Origin of the sequence: Halorubrum lipolyticum DSM 21995 (assembly GCF_000337375.1) — an archaeon.
Taxonomy (GTDB): Archaea; Halobacteriota; Halobacteria; order Halobacteriales; family Haloferacaceae; genus Halorubrum; species Halorubrum lipolyticum.
The window spans coordinates 86472-106581 of record NZ_AOJG01000038.1; the positions used below are offsets into that span (position 1 = coordinate 86472).

Below are 20110 nucleotides of genomic sequence, written 5' to 3' on the forward strand. Positions count from 1 at the left end.
CGAGAGCCGTCGGGCGGTTCAGTCGAGACCGAGGTACAGCTCGACGAGATCGTCCTCGTCGGTCAGGTCGTCCGGCGTGCCCTCGAACTGGAGCTGTCCCTGCGCCAGGATGTAAACGTAGTCGGCGATCCGCAGCGCCTCGCGGACGTTCTGCTCGATGAGGACCACCTGCGCGCCGCTCTCGACGAGTCGCCGTGTCATCTCGAACACCTGATCGATGAGGGAGGGAGCCAGCCCGCTCGACGGCTCGTCGAGGAGGTACACCTCCGCGCCGGTCATCATCGCGCGCCCGTAGCTGAGCATCATCTGCTGGCCGCCCGACAGCGACCGACCCCGCTCGTCAAGCTTCCCCTCGAGCTCCGGGAACGACGACAGCACCTCGTCGAACCGCTCCTCGCGGACCGCTCCGTCGTCGACGGTGTAGCCGCCGAGGAGGAGGTTCTCGCGGACGGTGAGGTCGCCGAAGATCCCGCCGTCTTGGGGGAGCATCGTGATGCCGCGGTGGACGTTCTCGGCCGGCCGGTTGTGGGTCACGTCGACGCCGCGGTGCGTGACCCGCCCCTCCCACGCCGGGACGACGCCGGCGAGCGTCTTCAAGAGCGTCGACTTCCCCGACCCGTTCGGCCCGAAGACGCAGGTCACGCCGTCCCGGCTCTCCATCGAGACGCCGTCGACGACCCGGTGGTTCCCGTAGCCGCTGACGAGGTCCTCGCCGACGAGCCACGGCTCCCCGTCGGGCTCCGCGCCGATCCCGGAGAGCGCGGACGCGGTGCTCGCGGCCGCCGCGGACCCGGCCGCCTCGCCCGCGCCGTCGGCCGGCACCGCTCCCCCGCCGGCGGACGGCGTCGGTTCCGTCCCGGCGTCGGGGGTGGCTCCGGCGGCCGCGGTCGCTCCGGTATCGGCGTCTCCCGTCCCCTCCGGGGTCGACGCGTTCGACCCCTCGCCGATGAGGGTCTCCAGCGACGCGTCGTGCTCGGCCGCGCCGCCGAGGTAGGCGTCGCGCACGCGCTCGTCGCTCGTCACCGACTCGAAGTCGCCTTCGACGAGGACCTGTCCCTGATTGAACACGGTGACGCGGTCGCACACGTCCGCGATGACGCGCATGTCGTGTTCGATGATCACGAACGTCGTGCCGCGGTCGTTGAGCGTCTCTAAGTGGTCGAGCAGGCGGTTCCGGAGCGAGGGATTGACCCCCGCGGTGGGCTCGTCGAGCATCACGCAGGCCGGTTCGAGCATCAGGATGCGGCCGAGTTCGAGCAGCTTCTCCTGCCCGCCCGAGACCCCGCCCGCCTCTTGGTCGGCGACGTGGTCGATCTCGAGCAGCTCGAGCAGCTCGTCGGCGCGGGCGCGCTTCTCCTCGGAGATCCGCACCCCGGAGCGGATCCCCCCGGTGAACACCGCGAGCATGTTCTCTTTCACCGTGAGGTCCTCGAAGGGCGACGGGATCTGGAAGGTCCGCGCGAGCCCGCGCCGGGCGATCTCGTCGGGCTTCCACCCGGTCACGTCCTCCCCGTCGAACCGGACGGTGCCGCCGTCGGGGCGGTAGAAGCCGGTGACGGTGTTGAAAAAGGTCGACTTCCCGGAGCCGTTCGGCCCCATGACGCCGTGGATCGTGTCCTCCTCGACGGTCACCGAGAGCTTGTCGTTCGCGACGAGGGAGCCGAACCGCTTCGTCAACCCATCGGTCTCTAGAATCGGGCGAGTCATACCCGAACGTGACCGCACGTGCGAATAAACGTTTTCCTGCCTGTCAGTGACACACTCGTCTGTCCCGTTTCCGCAGGAGTGCGGCGCTCGCCTGCCCCGGTTCCGCAGAAACGCCGTCCACGCGTGTATTCTTTTTAAAAAGCCGTTTTTTAACCGACCGTCAGCCGGCGTCGCTCGCCGGCGGCGTCACTCCACCGTGGCCCGGCCGCCGTCGACGAGGACCGTCTCGCCCGTGACGAACGAGGCGTCGTCGCTCGCGAGGAAGGCGACGACGCTCGCGACCTCGGTCGGGTCCCCGAGCCGTTCGAGGGCGGCGAGCTCCCGGAACCGCTCGCGCGCCGCGTCGTCCTCGGCGTACGGCTCGGTCATCGGGGTCTCGATGAACCCGGGCGCGACGGCGTTGGCTCGCACTCCGTCCTCGCCCAGCTCGGCGGCGAGCGCGCGCGTCAACCCCTCCACTCCGGCCTTCGTCGAGACGTAGCCTGCGCGCTCGGCCGCCCCGATCTGCCCGTAGATCGACGAGACGTTAACGACCGCACCGCTCGTCTCCCGGAGGTGCGGCGCGGCCTCGCGGGCGATCCGGAACGGCGCCGTGAGGTTGACCGCCACCGAGCGCTCCCACGACTCGCCGTCGTGGGTCGCGAGGGGCTCGCGCGCGACGATCCCGGCCACGTTGACGACGGCGTCGACGCGCCCCGTGTCGGCCGCGCGCTCGACCAGTGCCTCGACCGCCGCGGGGTCGGTCACGTCGGCGGTCACCGGCTCGAACGCCCCCGGGAGCTCCGCGCAGGCCGCGGCGGTCTCCGACTGGTCGAGTCGGTCGCCGCCGACCACCGTCGCGCCGCGCTCGGCGAAGCGGACCGCGCAGGCGCGGCCGATCCCCCGGGCGGTCCCGGTGATCAGCGCGGTCTCACCGGCGAACGTCGGCTCCGGTCCCGCGCTCTCGTCAGTCGGTCCCATCGTCACTCACCGAGGGACTCGGCGGCGTGTATGCCGGCGAGCCGACCGAACCCCATGGCGGTCGTGAGCCCGTTCCCGGAGAGGTAGCCGTCGGCCCCGTGGCCGCTGATGCCCGTCGCGGTGCCGCCGCCGGCGTAGAGGCCGTCGACCGTCGACCCGTCCTCGCGGAGCACCCGCGCGTGTTCGTCGACGACGAGCCCGCCCTGCGTGTGGAACAGCGAGCCGGTGACCTCGGTACCGTAGAACGGCGGCGAGAGGACGTTGCGGCCGTCCATCCGGCCCACCTCGTCCGGCTCGCCAGCCTCGACGGCGGCGTTGTACGACTCGACCGCGTCCCGGGTCGCCTCCGGGTCGCAGCCGAGCTCCGCGGCGAGCCCCGCGACGGTGTCGGCGCTGGTGTACGAGCCGAGCTCGATCGCCCGGTCGAAGTCGTCGAACTCGCCCCGCAAGCGCTCGAAGATGCGCTCGTCGAAGATCTCGTAGGCGACACCGTCCGGCTGGCGGACCACGTCCACCGCGAACTCCGAGTACCCCTTCGACTCGTTGCCGAAGCGCTCGCCGTCGACGTTGACGAGGACCCCACCGTTCATCACGACGGCGTACGTCGACAGCGCGCCGGTCCCGCTGACGACGGTCGCGTGGCCCTGGAAGGCGTCCATCGACGCGAGCGCGCCGCCGAGCTCCGCGCCCCACCGGATCCCGTCCCCGGTGTTGCCGTCGGAGCCGTAGTAGAGCGCGTCGGCGATGTCGGCCTCGCAGTAGGCGCGGACCATCTCCCGGTTCCCCGCGAAGCCGTCGGTCGCGAGGATCACCTTCTTCGCGCGGATCGCCTCCTCCCTGACCGACCCGGCGACGACGCCTTCCACCGCCCCGTCCTTCGCGACCAGCTTCGTCACCGGCGTGTTCGTCAGCAGCTCCGCGTTCGCTCGCGCCTCGATCCGGTCGCGCATCTCGGCGACGAGGTGCTCGCCGTTCCGCCCCGGCGGCGCGTGCATCCGATACTCGGCGTGTTTAGGGTATTTGAAGTCGTCCACGAGGTGAAGAGAGAGGTCCCAGTCGTCGACGAGCCAGTGGACCAGCTCGACGCTGTGCTCACAGAGGTGCTGGACCAGCTCCGCGTCGGCCTCGTGGCCGTTCTTCTCCAGGATGTCCCGCGCCATGTCCGCCGGCTCCTCCTCGATCCCCGCCTCGCGCTGGAAGCGGGTGCCGGCCGCCGGGATCATCCCCGTCGACAGCGCGGCGTTGCCGCCGACTTCGTCGCTCTTCTCCAGAAGGGTGACGGTCAGGTCCTCGTTCTCGCAGGCCGCGAGCGTCGCCGTGAGCCCGCACCCGCCGGCCCCCGCGACCAGCACGTCGGTCTCCACGTCGAACTCGACCTCGTCGGCGGAGACGACCTCCGCGCTCGCGTCGTCTAGCGTCCGCCGCTGCGGCTCCACATCAAGTGATCCCATACCATGAGTCAGGAAACCGCTCCGCGTAAAGTTACCGGTCAGTACGGCTTCGACCACGTCGTCAGTCCGATCCCGACCACGTCGTCAGTCCGATCCCGACCACGTCGTCAGTCCGATCCCGACCACGCGGCGTCGCGGGTCGCCTCGATCGCCTCCGCGTATCGCTCGTGGTACGCTTCGATGGACCCCTTCCCGACGATCGGGTTGCCGTGGACGGGGGCCCAAATCTCGATGTCGTACTCCGAGCGGATTTCGGCGAATGCGTCCCGCATCTTCTCCGGATCGAGGAACTTCACGAACGGGAGCGCGTCCTCGTTGTACGCCCGGATCGCGTCGACGGAGACGGGCTCCTCGGCGCCGTCGACGACGGTCCGACAGTCCGTCGCCTCGTGATAGTGTCCCATGTCGCCGGTGAACATGGCCTTCGCGTCGTGGTCGTACACCCACATCGTGTGGGCCGCGTCGACGAGCGGCGGCCACGGGAAGGTGAACGTCCGACCGCAGATCTCGCGGGTTTCGTCGTGCATACAGCCGGTCGAAGGCCCCATTCCGAGGGTCTCGGGGTTCGCCGACGTTCCGCTGAACGACGTGTACAGGTCGAACTCCCACGTCTCGCGAAACGCTCTGGCGTTCGACACGTGCGGCAGGTCGTAGTGGCTGAGGATCGCGGCGTCGATCCCGTCGGGCCCGGCGTGCGCTTCGATCCGCTCGATGAGTCGGTCCTGGTGAACCATCGAGCCGGCCTCGATAAGCACCGAGCCGTCGGGTCCGTCGAGCAGGTACGGGGAGATGTGGTGGTGTCGTCTCTCCATCGGAAAACACGTCTCGAGCCAGTGGACGCCGCCGGGCAGTTCGACCGTCTGTGTGTCGTCGTTTATCGTCATTTCAGCTCCGCGAGCCGCTCGCCGGTGGTGATCATCTCGATAACGGTCTTCATCCGCTCCATGTACCCCGTGGCGTCCTCCCGGTAGACGGTCCCGTGGGCCGGACAGACGATGTCCGGGTCGTGCGTTTCGATGAGGTCGTCGATCGTGTCAAACACTGGCTCGGGATCGCAGTACTGGAGCCAGCGGAGCGCTCGGGCCTGAAACTCCAGGATCTGTGCGGGGGAGAGCGGCGAGTCGAGCTCGTCGGAGAACAGGAGACACTCGCCGTCGACGTGCGGCGCACCCATCCAGTCGGCGGTGAACAGCGTGTTCGACGTGTGCTCTTTCATCCAGATGTGGAACGCGGTGTCGGGAAACGCGGCGCGGAGGAACTCGACGGTGTAGCCGCCGAGGTCGAGCGTCTCACCCGCCTCCACGTGGCGGCCCTGATCGAGGTAGTACAGCTCCTCGCCGCGACCATACGCCGAGGAGAGGAGCGTCGCGTCGGGGTAGCGGCGAAGGAGCGCGTTCGCGTTGCCGGCGTGGGGCGCTTCCGGATGCGACGGGACGACGTAGTCGAGGCCGCGCTCGCCGAGAACCTCGTCCAGGCCGTCCATGAGCTGCTCGCGCGCACCGGGAGAGACGGTGTCGTAGAGCAGGGTCTCGTCGCCGACGATGAGATAGGCGTTGTTACAGACGTGGACCAAGCGGTCCGGGTCGTACCAGTCCGGCGGGTCCTCGCGTAACCCCTCCGACATCACCGGTTTGTCGATACACTGCTGTATTTGATAGATGTCTGGGCCGATCTTTCGTGGCATATCTACTTCGATCGACGCTACGAGCCAGGTCTACTTGAAGCTCGTCATCACTCCGATTTGTGTCGTCTCACCTGCTCTACGGCCGGTAAGACTAATATCGCATACGCGTTCGTCTCGGCATGGAAGACCGAACGGCCGACCGCATCTCCTCGATCGGGGAGTTGCGGACGATCGTCGACGCCGACGCGCACGTGATCGAGACGCTCGACGACCTCCTCCCCTACGTCGAGGACACGGGGAGCAAGGAGATCCTCTCGCATTCGAACAACGAGGCCATGGACGTCTACTCGAACCAGATCCCGACGCCGGGCTTCATCGACCGGAGCTACGACGTCGACGATCTGAACGACAAACTCGAGCAGATGTCGGAGTTCGGCATCGCCGCCGGCATGGTCGGGCCGACGATGAGCCTCAACATCGCGAGCGTCAGCAACGCGAACCTCGCGGGCGCGCTCGCTCAGGCGTACAACTCGTGGATCCTCGACGAGTGGCTCGACGGCAGCGACGCGGTCAACGGGTCCATCCTCGTCACGCACCACCGGCCGGACCGCTCGGCCGATGAGATCGACGACCGCGCGGACGAGCCGTCGATGCGGGGCGTCTATCTGCCGGGGACCGGTGTCGTTCCGCCGCTCGGCCACTACCGGTACGAGCCGATCTACGAGGCGGCCGAACGTCACGGCCTCCCGATTTTGAGCCACGCCTCCATCTCCGCGGGTCACCGCGCGTTCCCCGTCCAGAGCCGGTGGAACGAGACCTACGCGGAGGAGCACGCGCTCGTCCACCCGTTCACGCAGATGTGGAACATCACGACGCTCCTGTTCCGCGGCGTGCCCGAGCGACATCCCGACCTCGAGTTCGTCTTCCAAGAGGCCGGCATCGCGTGGATACCGTATCTGCTCTGGCGGCTCGACGACCACTACCTCCAGTTCGGCGACGAGATCCCGTACCTGACCAAACTACCGAGCGAGTACGTTCGCGACCAGTTCTACTTCACGACGCAGCCGCTCGGGCACACGGCGAGGAACGGCGCCCATCTGGCCCAGATCATCGACATGATCGGTCCGGACTCGGTCATGTACTCGGCGGACCTCCCGCACACCGACTTCGACCCGCCCGAGGAGCTGTTCACCCGGATCCGCGGGCACTTCGACGCCGAGACGGTCCGCGGGATCATGGGCGAGACCGCCGTCGACCTCTACGACCTCGAGCGCTAACATGACTCGTTATAAAGTCGCGACGACGGACGAGTTCGACGGCGACGGGGCGCGCGTGCTCGTCGAGATCGACGGACTGGAGATCGCCGTGTTCCGCGTCGACGGCGAGTATCACGCCCTCGCGAACTACTGCGTCCACCAAGGCGGCCCGCTCTGTGAGGGAAAACTCACCGGGAAGATGTCCGTCGGAGACGACGGCGTCGGCTGGGAGTACGAGGCAGACGAACGGTACGTGGTCTGTCCGTGGCACGAGTGGAAGTTCGACGTCACCACGGGACGGAACGTCTCCGACGAGCGCTACGTCACGCCGACCTTCGACGTGACCGTCGAGGGCGAGGATGTCTACGTCGTTCGGTGACCGCGAGCGATCGACCGCGCCGCCGTCGGATCGACCGTGCCGTCGCCTTCTTCGCTATTTATAAACGCAGCAACAGAGCTATTCTCTCACACTCCGTCTCGGTAGCCATGGCACGCATCCCGTACCGCAGTCGCGACGAGGTCCCGGAACCCTACCGCGATCTCCTCGACACGCACCTGACGGTCTCCCTGCCGGACGTCGAGACGTACGACACGGTTCAAGAGCGCAACGTCGCCGGCGGGTCGCGGAACATCTATCGGCTGTTCGCTCACGCGCCCGAGGTGCTCGCCTCGCACCGCGAGCACCTCTCGTTGATGTGGGAGGAGTTCTCGATCCCGCCCCGCGACCGCGAACTCGCGCTGCTCACCCTCGGCCGTGAACTCCGCGCCGAGTACGAGTGGCACCACCACGTTCCGGTCGCGTACGACGAGGGGATTTCCCTCGACGAGATCGTCGCCCTCGCCGACCGAGAGTACGGCGGATTCACCGGTCACGAGCGGTCGCTGATGGAGTACACGGAACGGTTCGCGCGCCGCGAGGTCGACGAGGCGGTCCACGACGCCGTCGCCGAGACGTACGACGACGGGACGATGCTCGAGTTGAGCATGTTGCTGGGGTTCTACGTGTTCCTCGCGTCCACGCTGTCGGCACTCGACGTCGATCTGGAAGAGGAGTTCGTCGGTTGGCGGCTGGAAAATCTCTGAGGTCGACCCCCCTGCGACCGCGGGGTTAGCTCGAGCCCGGGAGCGACCGGCCGATCGGCGTCTCCTTGCTCTCGACGTAGTTCAGCCCGAAGACGGTGAGGATAACCATGGCGCCGAGGACGCTGACCGCCGAGTTCGGTACGAACAACACGACGAGTGCAGCGACTCCGACGAGGAGCCGGACGGGAAGCCGGAGCGGCTGGAAGATGTGGTTGTAGACGGCGAAACTCACGCCGAACAGCGCCAGCGCGATCGTGACGAAGACGACGGGAGTCATCGCGTCCCAGACGAGTAGGTTCCGGTGGATCACGAACGTGTACGGGAGGAGAAACACCGGCAGCGCCATCTTCATCGCGTCCCAGCAGGTCCGGAGGAACCCCGTATCCGCGATCTTACACGCGACAGCACACCCGAGCGCGACCGGCGGCGTCAGCGCGGAGAGGATCGCGAAGTAGAAGACGAACATGTGGGCGTAGATCTGGTCGAGGCCGAACTCGACGATGGCCGGCCCGATGAAGATCGCGACCAGGATGTACGCCGCGACGGTCGGCATCCCCATCCCGAACATGATCGACATGATCATGGCGAAAAAGAGGAGGATGAGCAGGCTCCCGCCGGACTGATCGAGCATCGCGAACGTCAGCAGCCGGGTGAAGCTCCCGACGTTGATCAGGTTGATCAGGATGCCGATGCTCCCCAGCACCGCGAATATCGGCGCGTTACTGACGGCTCCGATCTGGAGCCCCTGCACCGTGGCTCCCGCCGTCTTCCGAAGCGACGCCGCGTCGAAGCCGCTCAGGTAGAACTGCCAGAGGAACTGGCCGGCGACGAGCACGCCGATCGCTCGGATGGCGGACGGCAGCGGCGACAGCTGTGCGACGGCGAGGTAGTACACGAGGACCGCGACGGAGACGACGAGCGGCAGCCCGCGCCGGAACGTTCCGGGGTCGCCTCCGAGGGCGTTTCCGTCGCCGTCGGCGTCCGATTCGGCGCTGCCCGGGTTGTCGATGATGTCCTGCTTGAGCGAGACGACCTGTACCGACACCGCGATCGATAAATAAAACAGGAGGGCGGGGAGCAACGCGAAAAGCAACACGTCGATGTACGGGAGGTTCAGGATACCTGCCATCACGAACGCCGCGGCGCCCATGATCGGGGGCATGACCTGCCCGCCGCTGGAGGCCGCGGACTCGATCGCCGCGGCCGTCGACGACCGGATGCCCCGCTCTTTCATCAGCGGGATCGTGAACGATCCGGTCGTCGCCGTGTTCGCGACGGCGCTTCCGTTTATCGAGCCCATCAGGAGGCTGGCCACGACGGCGGTCTGCGCCGTTCCGGCCCGGAACCGCTTTTCGGCCGCACCGCCGGCGGCGAACACCATATTCAGCGCGCCGTATCCCTCTAACAGGCCCGCGTAGACGAGAAATATTGCCACCCACGTGGTCCCGACTCGCGGGACCGTTCCGTAGATCCCGTCGAGCGTCAGCACGTTGATCTCGATGAGTCGCTGGACGTCGATACCGCTGTGGGCGAGCCAGCCCGGCAGCGACTCGCCGAAGTAGGCGTAGCCGACGAAGACGACGATGACCGCGACGAACGGGTTCCCGTACGCCCGCCTCGTGGCTTCGACGATGATGAGCAGCAGCAGGCCGGCGAGGAGATACTCGAACGGCGCGTAATCGAGCAGTCTGTTTCGAAGCCCCTCGTAGTTCAGAAAGATGTACGCGGTGAAAGCGACCGTGCCGACGAACATGGCGCTCGTGACGGTGAAATCGAGCTTCCCGCGGAGAGAGTCGCGATCGACCGTCATGAGATACATGAGGTGATACAACGCGATTCCCCACCCCATCGCGAGAACGGTGTGTTGCGTGCGGTCCCAGTAGAACCCGTACGCGTACAGAATGAGATAGGCCGTGAGACCGACGGCGACGAGGGACGTCACGACCCAGAGCGCCGAATCGAGGGAGCGTTCCAGCGTCGGGAGGCGTTTCTCTCGCTCGTATTCGATCGGACTATCGGTATAATCGCCGCTCTCCCGAGTAGCTGGACTCATTGATAACTGTTCACATAATATCTGAGTATATCAATCTATGGCCGATGACTCGACAGTTCTGATCACTTTAGAAAGTTTACGTAAAGTTATAAATATAGGTGTCTCCACAGTTCTACTGTGTCATCCGAGAACAATCAGCATGACGGTAGCGGTTCGTACAGCAGACGATCGTATCTACGGTACGGTGCGGGAGGCCTCGCGGTCGGGTTAGCCGGTTGTGCCGGGAACGGCGGAGGGAATAGCGACGGAAGCGACGACGGGAGCGACGGCGGCGACGGGAGTGACGGCGGCGATGGGGGGACGGACGGGAGCGACGGCGGGGACGGAGAGTCCGGCGGTGAGACCGGAGACGTTCGGTGGCGAGCGGGAACGCCCGGAGAGGGGTCGAGCACGTTCGCGATCGCGAACGGGCTGTCTCGGATCCTCGACGAGCAGGAGAGCAGTATCGATCTGGAGGTCGCCTCTTACTCGGGGAGCAACGAGGCGATCAGGTTGGTCGGGCGGGGCGAAGACGAGATGGCCGGCTCCGCGCTTCCCTTGGCGGCCGCCGCAAACAGAGACGAGGAGCCGGTCCCCGACGGTCCGGCGGACTTCACCGGAGACAACGCGCTCGAGTACAAGCCGGTGCAGGCGCTGAATTTCCTCGATTTCCGCATGTACTGGATCACGCTCGAAGGCAACGACATCGAGACGGTCGACGACTTCGAGGGGCGAGATATCGGGGTGTTCCAACGCGGTGCGGCCTTCAACAACCTGACGCTGCTTTCGGTGACCGATATGCTCGACAAAGTCAACGAGCAGTACGTCGAGTTCAACGAGATCGCGTCCGCGCTGGACACCGGCCGAATTGACGCTACCGGATTTTACGCGGGACAGGGGACCGTCCCCGCCGGTTGGCAGACGCAACTCATCAACGACGACAGAGTGCAGATCGTGACCTGGTCGGACGAACAGCTCGACCAGATCGGCGACTCCGGGTACGCGACGCCCGCCCCCGTTCAGGTGAATGACATCTTCGAGAAGGATCTCCCGATGGAGACGGTGATGGGGAACGCGATCCCCTACGGCTTCTTCCCGCGGGAGAACCTCTCCGAAGAGCGGGTGTACCAGTTCACGAAAACGCTCCTGGACAACGCCGACCAGATCGCGGAGTTCTCCGCGGAAGTCGAGCATTTCACCACCCAGTACGCCGCGGAGTCGCTGTCGCCGGGAATGCCCGTTCACTCCGGCGTCGCTCGGTACCTCAAGGAGGAGGACCTCTGGAACGACAACCTCACCGAAGCCTGACCGTGATCTCCGCCAGGGAACCGCCCGTCCGAGTTTCGTCGGACCTCGCCGCTCACGTCCTCGCGTTTTTGTCTCCCGAACTCGACTGAGAGCGTATGAACGACGGACCACCGCCCTCTGCCGGGTCGCCCGCCGGAGACGATCCGGAGGCCCCGTACGACGGGGTCGACCTCTCGGAGTACCCGAGGTGGTGGCGAGAGAACGTCCGCGCGTTCGAGGAGCACGGCCTCCGGCCGTATCGACCGTCACGATTCGCTGACGGGGAGGTCGTCCAATCGCGACGGGACGCTCTCGAGACCGAACTCGGCGTTTCGATCGCTCTCCGCACGGTCGGCCCTGACCCGGGCGGGAGCTGGCAGATCTGCGTCGACGGCGAACCCGTGAGGTCCGTCTCGCGACGGCGGACGGAGTCGGGTTTCACCCGGTACGACATCGACTCGGAGACGTTCGAGCGCTGCGTCCGCGACGCGGTGTCGTCGCGGGAGCGGTAGCGACGTTTGCGTGACCGTCGCTGAGAGGGCCGTCCCGTGCTCGTCCGTCGTACGCGCCGATTACCGGCGCTCGCCGAAACGGCCGGACGCCGCGAGAATAACACCGCACGAAGCGACCGGTCGGCGGGGCGTCGCCGTTCGTGTGCCAACACTGGTTTCCCCCGAGTCCGCGCCGCTGGCGACTCCTCACGTGCTCGACCGCCGATCGGCGTCTCGACAGTCGGCAGTCCGATTTATATCTCTTCGGGTGCGTACAGGTACCATGGCCCGAACGCCACGCGAGACCGTCGAGGAGTTCTTCGAGCGGATGGGTGACCCGGACGAGCGGGAGACCGTCGGCGAGCTGTTCGCCGCCGACGCGGTCGTCACGGTCCCGGGAGCGCGGTTCGAGGGGCCCGACGCCGCGGCGTCGTTCCTCGCGTTCCTCGAGCCCCGCTACGAGCGCGCGGGCAAGGCGTTCGGCCGGTGGACCGTCGACGGCGACCGGGTCGTCAGTCAGGGGACGCTCCACGGCGTCGACAACGACGGCGAGCGCTTCGAGGGCGTGCGGTACGTCGACGTCTACGAGGTCCGCGAGGGCGCGATCCGCCGGCTGGACGTGTACAACGACCTCGCGGTCGAGGGGGTGGTCGAGGCGTGAGCGACGCGAGCGAGAGCGACGCGGGGAGCGACGGGACCGATACCGACGACCGCCTCGGCGTCCTCTTCGCGCTGCGCGACGAGCCTGCCCTCGTCGCCCGCGCGGAGCAGTTGGGGTACGAGAGCGCGTGGGCCGCGGAGGGACAGGGGAAGTCCGCGTTCGGCAAGCTGGAGCGCTGGGCGGTCCACACCGAGCGGATCGGGCTCGCGACCGGGATCGTCAACGTGTTCTCGCGGACGCCGGCCGCGATCGCGCAGGCGGCCGCGACGCTCGACGCGCACTCCGGCGGCCGCGCGATCCTCGGCCTCGGCGTCGCCCATCCCGGCGTCGTCGAGGGGTTCCACGGCGCGGAGTTCGAGCGCCCCCTCCCGCGGATGGCCGAGTACATCCGGCTGGTCCGCCGGTACCTCCGGGGCGACCCGGAGGGGTTCGACGGGGAGTTCTTCTCGCCGTCGCGGACCGCGTTCTGGGAGGCGTTCGAGCCCGAGCGCGCGTCGATCCCGATTTATAACGGCGCGCTGGGTCCCGGCAACGTCCGGTTGACCGGACAGTTCGCGGACGGGTGGGTGCCGAACCTCTACCCGGACTCGCGGTTCGAGGAGGCGAAGGGGTGGCTCGCGGACGGCGCGGCCCGCGGCGACAGGGACCCGGCGGCGATCGACGTGGCGATGTACGTGCTGACCGCGGTCGACGAGGACCCGGAGCGCGCGCGTCGGGCCGCGGCCGAACACGTCGCCTACTACCTGCGCGACATCCCGGGGTACTACGACCGCGCCGCCGTGGAGGCGGGGTTCGAGGAGGTCGTCGAGGCGGTCCGAGAGGCGCCCTCGACGGACGCCGGCGCGGAGCACGTCGCCGACGGGCTCCTCGACCACCTCGCGGTCGTCGGGACTCCCGAGCAGGCGCGGGCGCAACTCGACCACCTCCGAGAGATCGGCGTCGACCTCCCGATCGTTCGCGCCCCGGCGGGGAGCGACAGGGAGTGGGTGGAGCGGACGCTGGAGGCGTTCGCGCCGTCGAAATGACGCGCTTCACCGTCGTGGGAGGGCGGCCCCTGCGTCGCGGTGTGGCCGCGCGCCCGGGCGGTTCACCCCCACCCACAGAATTATGCGACTGCTCGTCGTACTGGCAGCCGTTACCATGACCAAGCGTATCTGGGAGGACCTGCTCACCGAGCGCGACAAGCAGGTCATCTCGGCGGCCGGTTACGACAAGGAGGGCGCGTCCTCGTGGGAGTCCCGCGGTATGGGGACGAACCCGATGGTCCTCGTCATCGACATGCAGCGGCTCGTCGTCGGCGCGGACGAGCCCATCCTCGACGCGGTCGAGGAGTACCGCACCGCGATGGGCGAGATCGCGTGGAACGCGATCGACCACATCGGACCCTTCCTCGACTTCGCTCGGGACCACGAGGTCCCGGTCACGTACACGCGGGTCGTCCCGTCGAGCTACGACGACCCGGACCACGAGGACCTCGACATCGTCGACGCCGTGGCGCCGAGAGAGGGCGAGACGGTGATCGACAAGTCGTACGCCTCCGCCTTCTACGGGACCGACCTGCTCTCGCGGCTGGTTCGGGGCGGCCACGACTCGGTGATCATCGTCGGGAACTCCACGAGCGGGTGCGTCCGCGCGACCGCGATCGACGCCCAGCAGAACGGCTTCAACGTCGTGTTGCCACAGGAGTGCGTCTTCGACCGGATCGAGGCGAGCCACAAGGTCGCCCTGATGGACCTCTGGATGAAGTACGCCGAGGTGCTCGAGCGCGACGAGGTGGAGTCGTGGGTGGAGGGGATCGGCGAATGACGGAGACGGGCGACCACGACCTCGTCGTCGCGAACGGCACCGTCGTCACCCCCGAACTCGGCGCCTTCGAGGCCGACGTGGCCGCCGACAGCGACGAGATCGCCGCGATCGCGAGCCCGGGGACGCTCTCCGGCGACCGCGTGATCGACGCCGACGGCAAGTACGTCCTCCCCGGCGCGATCGACCCGCACACCCACCACGGTATCTACCGCGGGCTCGAGGCCGACGCCGAGACGGAGTCGCGCTCCGACCTCGTCGGCGGCGTCACGACCATCGGGAACTACTTCCGCCGGGGCGGCTCCTACGAGGAGATCATGGACGGCTACTTCGCCGAGGCGGAGCCGAACTACTACCACGACTACTTCTTCTCGCTGGGGCTGCTCTCGTTCGAGCACATCGAGGAGATCCCGTACATCGTCGAGGAGCTGGGAATTACGTCGTTCAAGTGGTACAAGAACTACAAGGACGTCGCGCCCGAGAAGTTCGGCACCGACTCCGAGATGCACGACGACTGGGCGGACGCGTTCATCCAGGCGCTCGCCGCGCAGGACGCGCCCACGACGCTCGGCCACCACTCCGAGAACATGGAGATCACGAGCGCGCTCGGCGACAACCCCTACCTCGACTCCGCGGTCGACGACGACCAGGAGTACCGCGATTACGACGTGTTGGTCGACCAGTTCCCGGACTACGCCGAGACGCAGAGCATGACCGCGAGCGGTTCGCTGGCCCGGCAACACGGCTACGACGACAGCTTCTACGCGGTCCACGTCTCGGCCGGGCGGACCGCGGACGAACTGGCGATGCTCCACGACGCGGGGTGGGAGATCACCGGGGAGACGTGCACCCACTACCTGACGCTGACGGCGGAGGAGTGCGACGAGCGCCACAACGTCAACCCGCCGGTGCGGTCGAAAGCGGACCAGGAGACGCTGTGGAAGCGCGTCGCCGACGGCACGATCTCCTGTATCGGCACCGACCACTGCGCGAACCTGCGCGAAGACAAGGTCGGCGAGGACGTGCCCGACAGCCTCCCCGGCTTCCCCTCGTCGGCGACGATGCTCCCGCTGATCCTCTCGGAGGGGGTCCACGAGGGGCGCATCTCGCTCGAACGCGCGGTCGAGGTGACCTCGACGAACACCGCGAAAGCGTTCGATATATACCCGAAGAAGGGCTCGATTCAGGTCGGAACCGACGCGGACCTGACGGTCGTCGACCTCGACGAGACGAAGACGGTGACCCCGGAGCTGCTCCGCGGCGGCGCGGACTACTCCCCGTACGAGGGGCGCGAGGTGACCGGGTGGCCGACCCACACGGTCGTCCGCGGTCACGTCGCCTACGAGGATGGCGAGATCGTCGGCGAGCCCGGGTACGGGACCCACATCGATCGCCCGATCTGATCGACTCGGCCGCGCGACCTGACCGCGGCGATCGGAGGCGGACGACCGCGTGCAGCCCACGCGGGGACGAGAGACAGCGCGGATACGAACATGACAGCACGGACACGAACATGACAGGACATATCACCCGAACGGCGACGGACCGAACAGCACGCACCGCCCGCGGCGGTGCCGAGACACTCGCGAGGCGCGCATGAGCCGCGACGAGCCTGCCGACGACGACGCGCAGGCCGACGGCGGCTCCTCCGCCGACGACTCCCCCGCCGGCCCGCTCGACGGCGTGACCGTGGTCGAGGCCGGATCGATGATCTCGATCGGGACGGTCGGCCGCCTGCTCGCGGACTTCGGCGCCGACGTGATCAAGGTCGAACACCCAAAGACCGGCGACCACCTGCGCCACTTCGGCCCCCAGAAGGACGGGGTCGGGCTCTGGTGGAAGTACCTCGGTCGCAACAAGCAGTCGGTGACGCTCGACATCTCCACCGAGGAGGGGAAAGTCGTCTTCGAGGATCTCGTCGCCGAGGCCGACGCGCTCATCGAGAACTTCCGCCCGGGCACCTTAGAGCGGTGGGGACTCGGCTACGACCACCTCTCCGATCGCAACCCCGGGCTCGTGATGCTCCGGCTGAGCGGGTTCGGGCAGACCGGCCCGTACAGCGACCGGCCCGGGTTCGGCACGCTCGCGGAGGCGATGTCGGGCTTCGCGTACCTCAACGGCTACCCCGACCGAGAGCCGCTGTTGCCGCCGACCGGGCTGGCGGACGGGATCGCGGCGATGTTCTCCACGATGGCGGTCGCGTTCGCGCTGTACAGCCGCGACGCGAACGGCGGGACCGGCCAGTACATCGACACGAGCCTCATCGAGCCGATCTTCTCGCTCATCGGCCCCCAGCCGCTCCGCTACCAGCAGCTCGACGAGATCGAGGAGCGGTCGGGGAACCGCTCGACGTCGTCCGCGCCGCGCAACGTCTACCGGACGGGCGACGGGCGGGCGGTCGCCATCTCGGCGAGCGCGCAGCCGATCGCGATGCGGGTGTTCGACGCGATCGAGCGCCCGGAGTTAAAAGACGACCCGCGCTTCGCGGACAACGAGAAGCGGCTGGAGAACGTCGAGGAGCTCGACGCGATCATTCAAGAGTGGATGGACGACCACACCCGCGAGGAGGTCATCGACCGCTTCGAGGAGTACGAGGCGACGATCGCGCCGATCTACAACGTCGCGGACATCCTCGACGACGAGCATTACCAGGCACGCGACGCGGTCGTGGAAGTCCCGGACGACCAGCTCGGCGCCGGCGCGGTCCAGAACACCGTGCCGCGCTTCTCGGAGACGCCGGGGGAGATATCGCACCTCGGGCCGCGGCTCGGCGCGCACAACGACGCGGTGTACGGCGAGCGCCTCTCGTACGACGACGAGACGCTTGCGGAGCTCGACGCGGAGGGCGTGATATGATCGAGTACCCCGCGGACGTGACGCTCGTCGAGATGCTCCCGCGCGACGGGTTCCAGCGCCTCGACGAGTTCGTCCCGACCGACGAGAAGGTCGACATTATCAACGCGCTCTCCGAGACCGGTGTCGACGAGATCGAGATCACCTCCTTCACCCACCCGAAGGCGGTCCCGACGCTACGGGATGCGGACGAGGTCGCGCAGCGTATCGATCGACACGACGACGTGACGTACCGCGCGCTGGTACCGAACGCGGTCGGGATGGAGCGCGCGATCGACGCCGGCGTCGACAAGGTCAACGCCCTGGTGACCGTGAGCGAGACGTACAGCGAGCACAACCAGAACATGACGGTCGAGGAGATTCTCGAGGGAGTCGAGGAGATCGTCGAGATGGCCGACGGAACGGGCATCGAGGTCGAGGCCGGGATGGGGACGAGCTTCTACTGCCCGTACGAGGGGCGGATTCCGATGGAAGACACGCTGGCGGTCGTCGACCGCGTCGTCGACGCCGGCGTCGACGAGGTGACGCTGGCGACGACGATGGGGCTCGCCGACCCGGTCGAGATCGAGGAGATGTACACGACCGTCTTCGACCGACATCCGGACCTGGACGCGGGGTTACACCTGCACGACACGAACGGGATGAGCCTCGCGAACACCCTCGTCGCATTGCAGTGCGGCGTCGACCGGTTCGACGCGTCTCACTGCGGGCTCGGCGGGGGCGTCGTCCTGCCGGACGGACTCGGCGGCGTCGGGAACACCCCGACGGAGGACCTCGTCCAGATGCTGAGTAGAATGGGCCTCGGAACGAACGCGGACTTCGAACGCGTCGAGTCGGTCGCTCACGAGGTCGCCGACCGACTCGACCTGGGGGCGACGAGCCACGTCCTGATGGGCGGGACCGTCGACCGCGTGTTGGCGACCGTCGCGGAGGACGACTCATGACCGGAAAAACCATATCGGAAAAGCTGCTGTCGGAGAAATCGGGACGAGACGTACGGGCCGGCGACTACGTGGAGGCCGCGGTCGACGTGATGATGACCCACGACGTGACGGGACCGCTGACGTTCGAAGTCTTCGAGGACGTGACGGGCGACGACCCCGAACTCGTCGACCCGGACAACACCGTCATCACGATCGACCACCACGCGCCGGCCGACGGCGTCGAGGCCGCGAACAACCACAACATCGTCCGGGAGTTCGCCGACACGTACGGCGCCCAGCAGTACGAGGTGGGCGACGGCATCTGCCACCAGGTGCTCGTCGAGGAGGGGTTCGTCTCCCCCGGCGACCTGGTGATCGGCGCGGACTCGCACTCGACCACCTTCGGCGGCGTCGGGGGCTTCGGCACCGGCGTCGGCTCCACCGACCTCGGGACGACGCTCGCGACCGGCGAGCTGTGGTTCCGGGTGCCGGAGACGCTCCGGTTCGAGGTCGAGGGCGACCTCCCCGACGGGGTGTACGCGAAGGACCTCATCCTGAAGTTCATCGGCGACGTTGGCTTCGACGGCTGCACGTACAAGACCGCCGAGTACGGCGGCTCGGCGGTCGAGGCGCTGCCGATCCACGAGCGGCTCGTCCTCTCGAACATGGCGATCGAGATGGGCGGGAAGGCCGGGATCGTCGCGCCCGACGAGCGCACCGCCGACTTCCTCGAGGCGCAGACCGGGGAGCGCCCCGCAATCCCGGCGTACACGCAGCCGGACGACGACGCCGACTACGAGGCGGTCCACACCTATCAGGCCGAGTCGCTCTCGCCGCAGGTGTCGACGCCCTCGAACCCGGAGAACGCGGTCCCCGTCGACGAGGTCGTCGGCACGGACATCGACCAGCTGTTCGTCGGCACGTGTACGAACGGGCGGTACGAAGACATCCGGATCGTCGCGGACGTCATCGAGGGCGAGCGGCTCGCGCCCGACACGCGGATGGTCGTCGTCCCGGCCTCGCGGTCGGTGTACAAGCAGATGATGGACACCGGCGTCATGGAGACGTTCGTCGACGCGGGCGCGATCGTCCAGAGCGCCGGCTGCGGCTCCTGCTTCGGGACGCACCAGGGCGTGCTGGGCGACGGCGACGTCTGTCTCGCCACCGCGAACCGGAACTTCCCGGGCCGCGAGGGCTCGATGAAGAGCGAGGTGTACCTCGCCAGCCCCGCCACGGTGGGCGCGTCGGCGCTGTACGGCGAGATCACGGACCCGCGCGAGGTCGAGTTGAACCGCTACGACGACTACGTCCTCGAGGGGGTGGGCGCGTGACCGACGCGGACGCGGGCCGCGACATCGACACGACCGAGCCCGGCCGGGCGTGGACCTTCGGTGACGACATCGACACCGACCAGATCATCCCGTCGCGGTTCCTCGTCTCCAGCGACCCGGCGGAGCTCGGCGAGCACGCGTTCAACGACCTCCGCCCGGAGTTCGCCCCGAACGTCGCCGACGGCGACTTCGTCGTGGGCGGGCACAACTTCGGGAGCGGCTCCTCCCGCGAGCACGCCCCCATCTCGCTCCTCGGCGCGGGGATCGACGGGATCGTCGCGCAGTCGTTCGCCCGGATCTTCTTCCGGAACGGGATCAACCTCGGACTCCCCGTGCTGATCTGCCCGGACGCGGACCGGATCGACGACGGCGACGCGATCAGCCTCCGACTCGACGAGGGGGCCGTCGTCAACCACACCGCGGACGAGCGGTACGACGCGGACCCGCTGCCGGAGTTCCTGCAGTCGCTCGTCGACCGCGGCGGGCTCGAACCGTACACGCGCGCGAAACTCGGCACCGAGTAGGCGGGCGGCGAGCGCGGTGCGGACGAGACGCGAGCCCCGTCACGCCGCGATCCTCTTTCGCGTTCGCGGGCTCGATTCCGTCTCAGTGCGCTGGCATCAGATAATTATTGAAATAGTATGTATC

At 67.6% G+C, this 20110-nt stretch carries 19 protein-coding genes; 13 read left to right on the forward strand and 6 right to left on the reverse strand.

Features of this window, described 5'->3' with window-relative positions:
* Window positions 1-18: 18 nt before the first annotated feature.
* The 5 genes from C469_RS13485 to C469_RS13505 all read right to left on the reverse strand — a co-directional run bounded on the left by C469_RS13485 (window position 19) and on the right by C469_RS13505 (window position 5802).
* Window positions 19-1707: an ATP-binding cassette domain-containing protein gene (locus tag C469_RS13485; RefSeq protein ID WP_049911441.1), complete on the reverse strand. Its 1689-nt coding sequence runs from the start codon at window positions 1705-1707 to the stop codon at window positions 19-21.
* A 186-nt stretch (window positions 1708-1893) separates the two neighbouring features.
* The gene (locus C469_RS13490; RefSeq protein ID WP_049911442.1) at window positions 1894-2667 is read right to left on the reverse strand and encodes an SDR family NAD(P)-dependent oxidoreductase; all 774 of its coding nucleotides are present in this window, start codon (window positions 2665-2667) and stop codon (window positions 1894-1896) included.
* 2 nt (window positions 2668-2669) lie between these two features.
* Window positions 2670-4118 (reverse strand): FAD-dependent oxidoreductase, encoded by a 1449-nt coding sequence (locus tag C469_RS13495; protein WP_187127457.1) that lies wholly within the window; start codon window positions 4116-4118, stop codon window positions 2670-2672.
* Between the two features lie 107 nt (window positions 4119-4225).
* On the reverse strand, window positions 4226-5002 hold the full coding sequence (locus C469_RS13500; RefSeq protein WP_008007512.1) for an MBL fold metallo-hydrolase: 777 nt from the start codon (window positions 5000-5002) through the stop codon (window positions 4226-4228).
* On the reverse strand, window positions 4999-5802 hold the full coding sequence (locus tag C469_RS13505) for an MBL fold metallo-hydrolase (RefSeq protein WP_147587312.1): 804 nt from the start codon (window positions 5800-5802) through the stop codon (window positions 4999-5001). Before C469_RS13505 ends, C469_RS13500 begins: the two co-directional genes overlap by 4 nt.
* A 119-nt stretch (window positions 5803-5921) precedes the next feature.
* Here C469_RS13505 and C469_RS13510 point away from each other — a divergent pair, with 119 nt between their 5' ends.
* The 3 genes from C469_RS13510 (at window position 5922) to C469_RS13520 (ending at window position 8081) form a co-directional block, all read left to right on the forward strand.
* On the forward strand, window positions 5922-7019 hold the full coding sequence (locus C469_RS13510; RefSeq protein ID WP_008007515.1) for an amidohydrolase family protein: 1098 nt from the start codon (window positions 5922-5924) through the stop codon (window positions 7017-7019).
* A 1-nt stretch (window position 7020) separates the two neighbouring features.
* Window positions 7021-7377: a Rieske (2Fe-2S) protein gene (locus tag C469_RS13515; protein ID WP_008007517.1), complete on the forward strand. Its 357-nt coding sequence runs from the start codon at window positions 7021-7023 to the stop codon at window positions 7375-7377.
* Window positions 7378-7484: 107 nt separating this feature from the next.
* Window positions 7485-8081 carry a carboxymuconolactone decarboxylase family protein gene (locus tag C469_RS13520; RefSeq protein WP_008007518.1) on the forward strand — a complete coding sequence of 199 codons (597 nt, stop codon included), beginning with the start codon at window positions 7485-7487 and terminating at the stop codon, window positions 8079-8081.
* Window positions 8082-8106: 25 nt separating this feature from the next.
* On the opposite strand, the gene C469_RS13525 is transcribed toward C469_RS13520, so the two are convergent.
* Window positions 8107-10134, reverse strand: coding sequence for a TRAP transporter permease (locus C469_RS13525; protein ID WP_049911443.1), 2028 nt, complete (start codon window positions 10132-10134; stop codon window positions 8107-8109).
* Between the two features lie 117 nt (window positions 10135-10251).
* Here C469_RS13525 and C469_RS13530 point away from each other — a divergent pair, with 117 nt between their 5' ends.
* The 10 genes from C469_RS13530 (at window position 10252) to C469_RS13575 (ending at window position 19986) form a co-directional block, all read left to right on the forward strand.
* Complete coding sequence (locus C469_RS13530; RefSeq protein ID WP_008007520.1) at window positions 10252-11421, forward strand: TAXI family TRAP transporter solute-binding subunit; 1170 nt, start codon at window positions 10252-10254, stop codon at window positions 11419-11421.
* 95 nt (window positions 11422-11516) lie between these two features.
* On the forward strand, window positions 11517-11912 hold the full coding sequence (locus C469_RS13535; protein WP_008007521.1) for a hypothetical protein: 396 nt from the start codon (window positions 11517-11519) through the stop codon (window positions 11910-11912).
* A 262-nt stretch (window positions 11913-12174) separates the two neighbouring features.
* Window positions 12175-12552, forward strand: a complete 378-nt coding sequence (locus C469_RS13540) for a nuclear transport factor 2 family protein (RefSeq protein ID WP_008007522.1) — start codon at window positions 12175-12177, stop codon at window positions 12550-12552.
* Window positions 12549-13577 (forward strand): LLM class flavin-dependent oxidoreductase, encoded by a 1029-nt coding sequence (locus C469_RS13545; RefSeq protein WP_008007523.1) that lies wholly within the window; start codon window positions 12549-12551, stop codon window positions 13575-13577. Before C469_RS13540 ends, C469_RS13545 begins: the two co-directional genes overlap by 4 nt.
* 115 nt (window positions 13578-13692) lie before the next feature.
* A complete protein-coding gene (locus tag C469_RS13550) occupies window positions 13693-14358 on the forward strand; it encodes an isochorismatase family protein (RefSeq protein ID WP_008007524.1) in 666 nt (221 codons plus the stop codon).
* Complete coding sequence (locus C469_RS13555) at window positions 14355-15758, forward strand: dihydroorotase (RefSeq protein ID WP_008007525.1); 1404 nt, start codon at window positions 14355-14357, stop codon at window positions 15756-15758. Before C469_RS13550 ends, C469_RS13555 begins: the two co-directional genes overlap by 4 nt.
* Before the next feature lie 193 nt (window positions 15759-15951).
* Entirely contained in the window at window positions 15952-17211 is a 1260-nt protein-coding gene (locus tag C469_RS13560; protein ID WP_008007526.1) for a CaiB/BaiF CoA transferase family protein, read from the forward strand.
* On the forward strand, window positions 17208-18152 hold the full coding sequence (locus C469_RS13565; protein WP_008007527.1) for a hydroxymethylglutaryl-CoA lyase: 945 nt from the start codon (window positions 17208-17210) through the stop codon (window positions 18150-18152). Before C469_RS13560 ends, C469_RS13565 begins: the two co-directional genes overlap by 4 nt.
* Entirely contained in the window at window positions 18149-19462 is a 1314-nt protein-coding gene (locus tag C469_RS13570; RefSeq protein WP_008007528.1) for a 3-isopropylmalate dehydratase large subunit, read from the forward strand. Before C469_RS13565 ends, C469_RS13570 begins: the two co-directional genes overlap by 4 nt.
* Window positions 19459-19986 (forward strand): 3-isopropylmalate dehydratase small subunit, encoded by a 528-nt coding sequence (locus C469_RS13575; RefSeq protein WP_008007529.1) that lies wholly within the window; start codon window positions 19459-19461, stop codon window positions 19984-19986. The genes C469_RS13570 and C469_RS13575 overlap by 4 nt, the downstream gene beginning before the upstream one ends.
* The last annotated feature ends 124 nt before the right edge of the window (window positions 19987-20110 follow it).

Bases quoted from the DNA above. Each gene is read 5' to 3' on its own strand.
- C469_RS13540 (WP_008007522.1), top strand. From the start codon at position 12,175: ATGGCCCGAACGCCACGCGAGACCGTCGAGGAGTTCTTCGAGCGGATG.
- C469_RS13570 (WP_008007528.1), top strand. From the start codon at position 18,149: ATGACCGGAAAAACCATATCGGAAAAGCTGCTGTCGGAGAAATCGGGA.
- C469_RS13525 (WP_049911443.1), bottom strand. From the start codon at position 10,134: ATGAGTCCAGCTACTCGGGAGAGCGGCGATTATACCGATAGTCCGATC.
- C469_RS13500 (WP_008007512.1), bottom strand. From the start codon at position 5,002: ATGACGATAAACGACGACACACAGACGGTCGAACTGCCCGGCGGCGTC.
- C469_RS13510 (WP_008007515.1), top strand. From the start codon at position 5,922: ATGGAAGACCGAACGGCCGACCGCATCTCCTCGATCGGGGAGTTGCGG.
- C469_RS13490 (WP_049911442.1), bottom strand. From the start codon at position 2,667: ATGGGACCGACTGACGAGAGCGCGGGACCGGAGCCGACGTTCGCCGGT.
- C469_RS13555 (WP_008007525.1), top strand. From the start codon at position 14,355: ATGACGGAGACGGGCGACCACGACCTCGTCGTCGCGAACGGCACCGTC.
- C469_RS13505 (WP_147587312.1), bottom strand. From the start codon at position 5,802: ATGCCACGAAAGATCGGCCCAGACATCTATCAAATACAGCAGTGTATC.
- C469_RS13550 (WP_008007524.1), top strand. From the start codon at position 13,693: ATGACCAAGCGTATCTGGGAGGACCTGCTCACCGAGCGCGACAAGCAG.
- C469_RS13520 (WP_008007518.1), top strand. From the start codon at position 7,485: ATGGCACGCATCCCGTACCGCAGTCGCGACGAGGTCCCGGAACCCTAC.
- C469_RS13535 (WP_008007521.1), top strand. From the start codon at position 11,517: ATGAACGACGGACCACCGCCCTCTGCCGGGTCGCCCGCCGGAGACGAT.
- C469_RS13515 (WP_008007517.1), top strand. From the start codon at position 7,021: ATGACTCGTTATAAAGTCGCGACGACGGACGAGTTCGACGGCGACGGG.
- C469_RS13565 (WP_008007527.1), top strand. From the start codon at position 17,208: ATGATCGAGTACCCCGCGGACGTGACGCTCGTCGAGATGCTCCCGCGC.
- C469_RS13560 (WP_008007526.1), top strand. From the start codon at position 15,952: ATGAGCCGCGACGAGCCTGCCGACGACGACGCGCAGGCCGACGGCGGC.
- C469_RS13485 (WP_049911441.1), bottom strand. From the start codon at position 1,707: ATGACTCGCCCGATTCTAGAGACCGATGGGTTGACGAAGCGGTTCGGC.
- C469_RS13495 (WP_187127457.1), bottom strand. From the start codon at position 4,118: ATGGGATCACTTGATGTGGAGCCGCAGCGGCGGACGCTAGACGACGCG.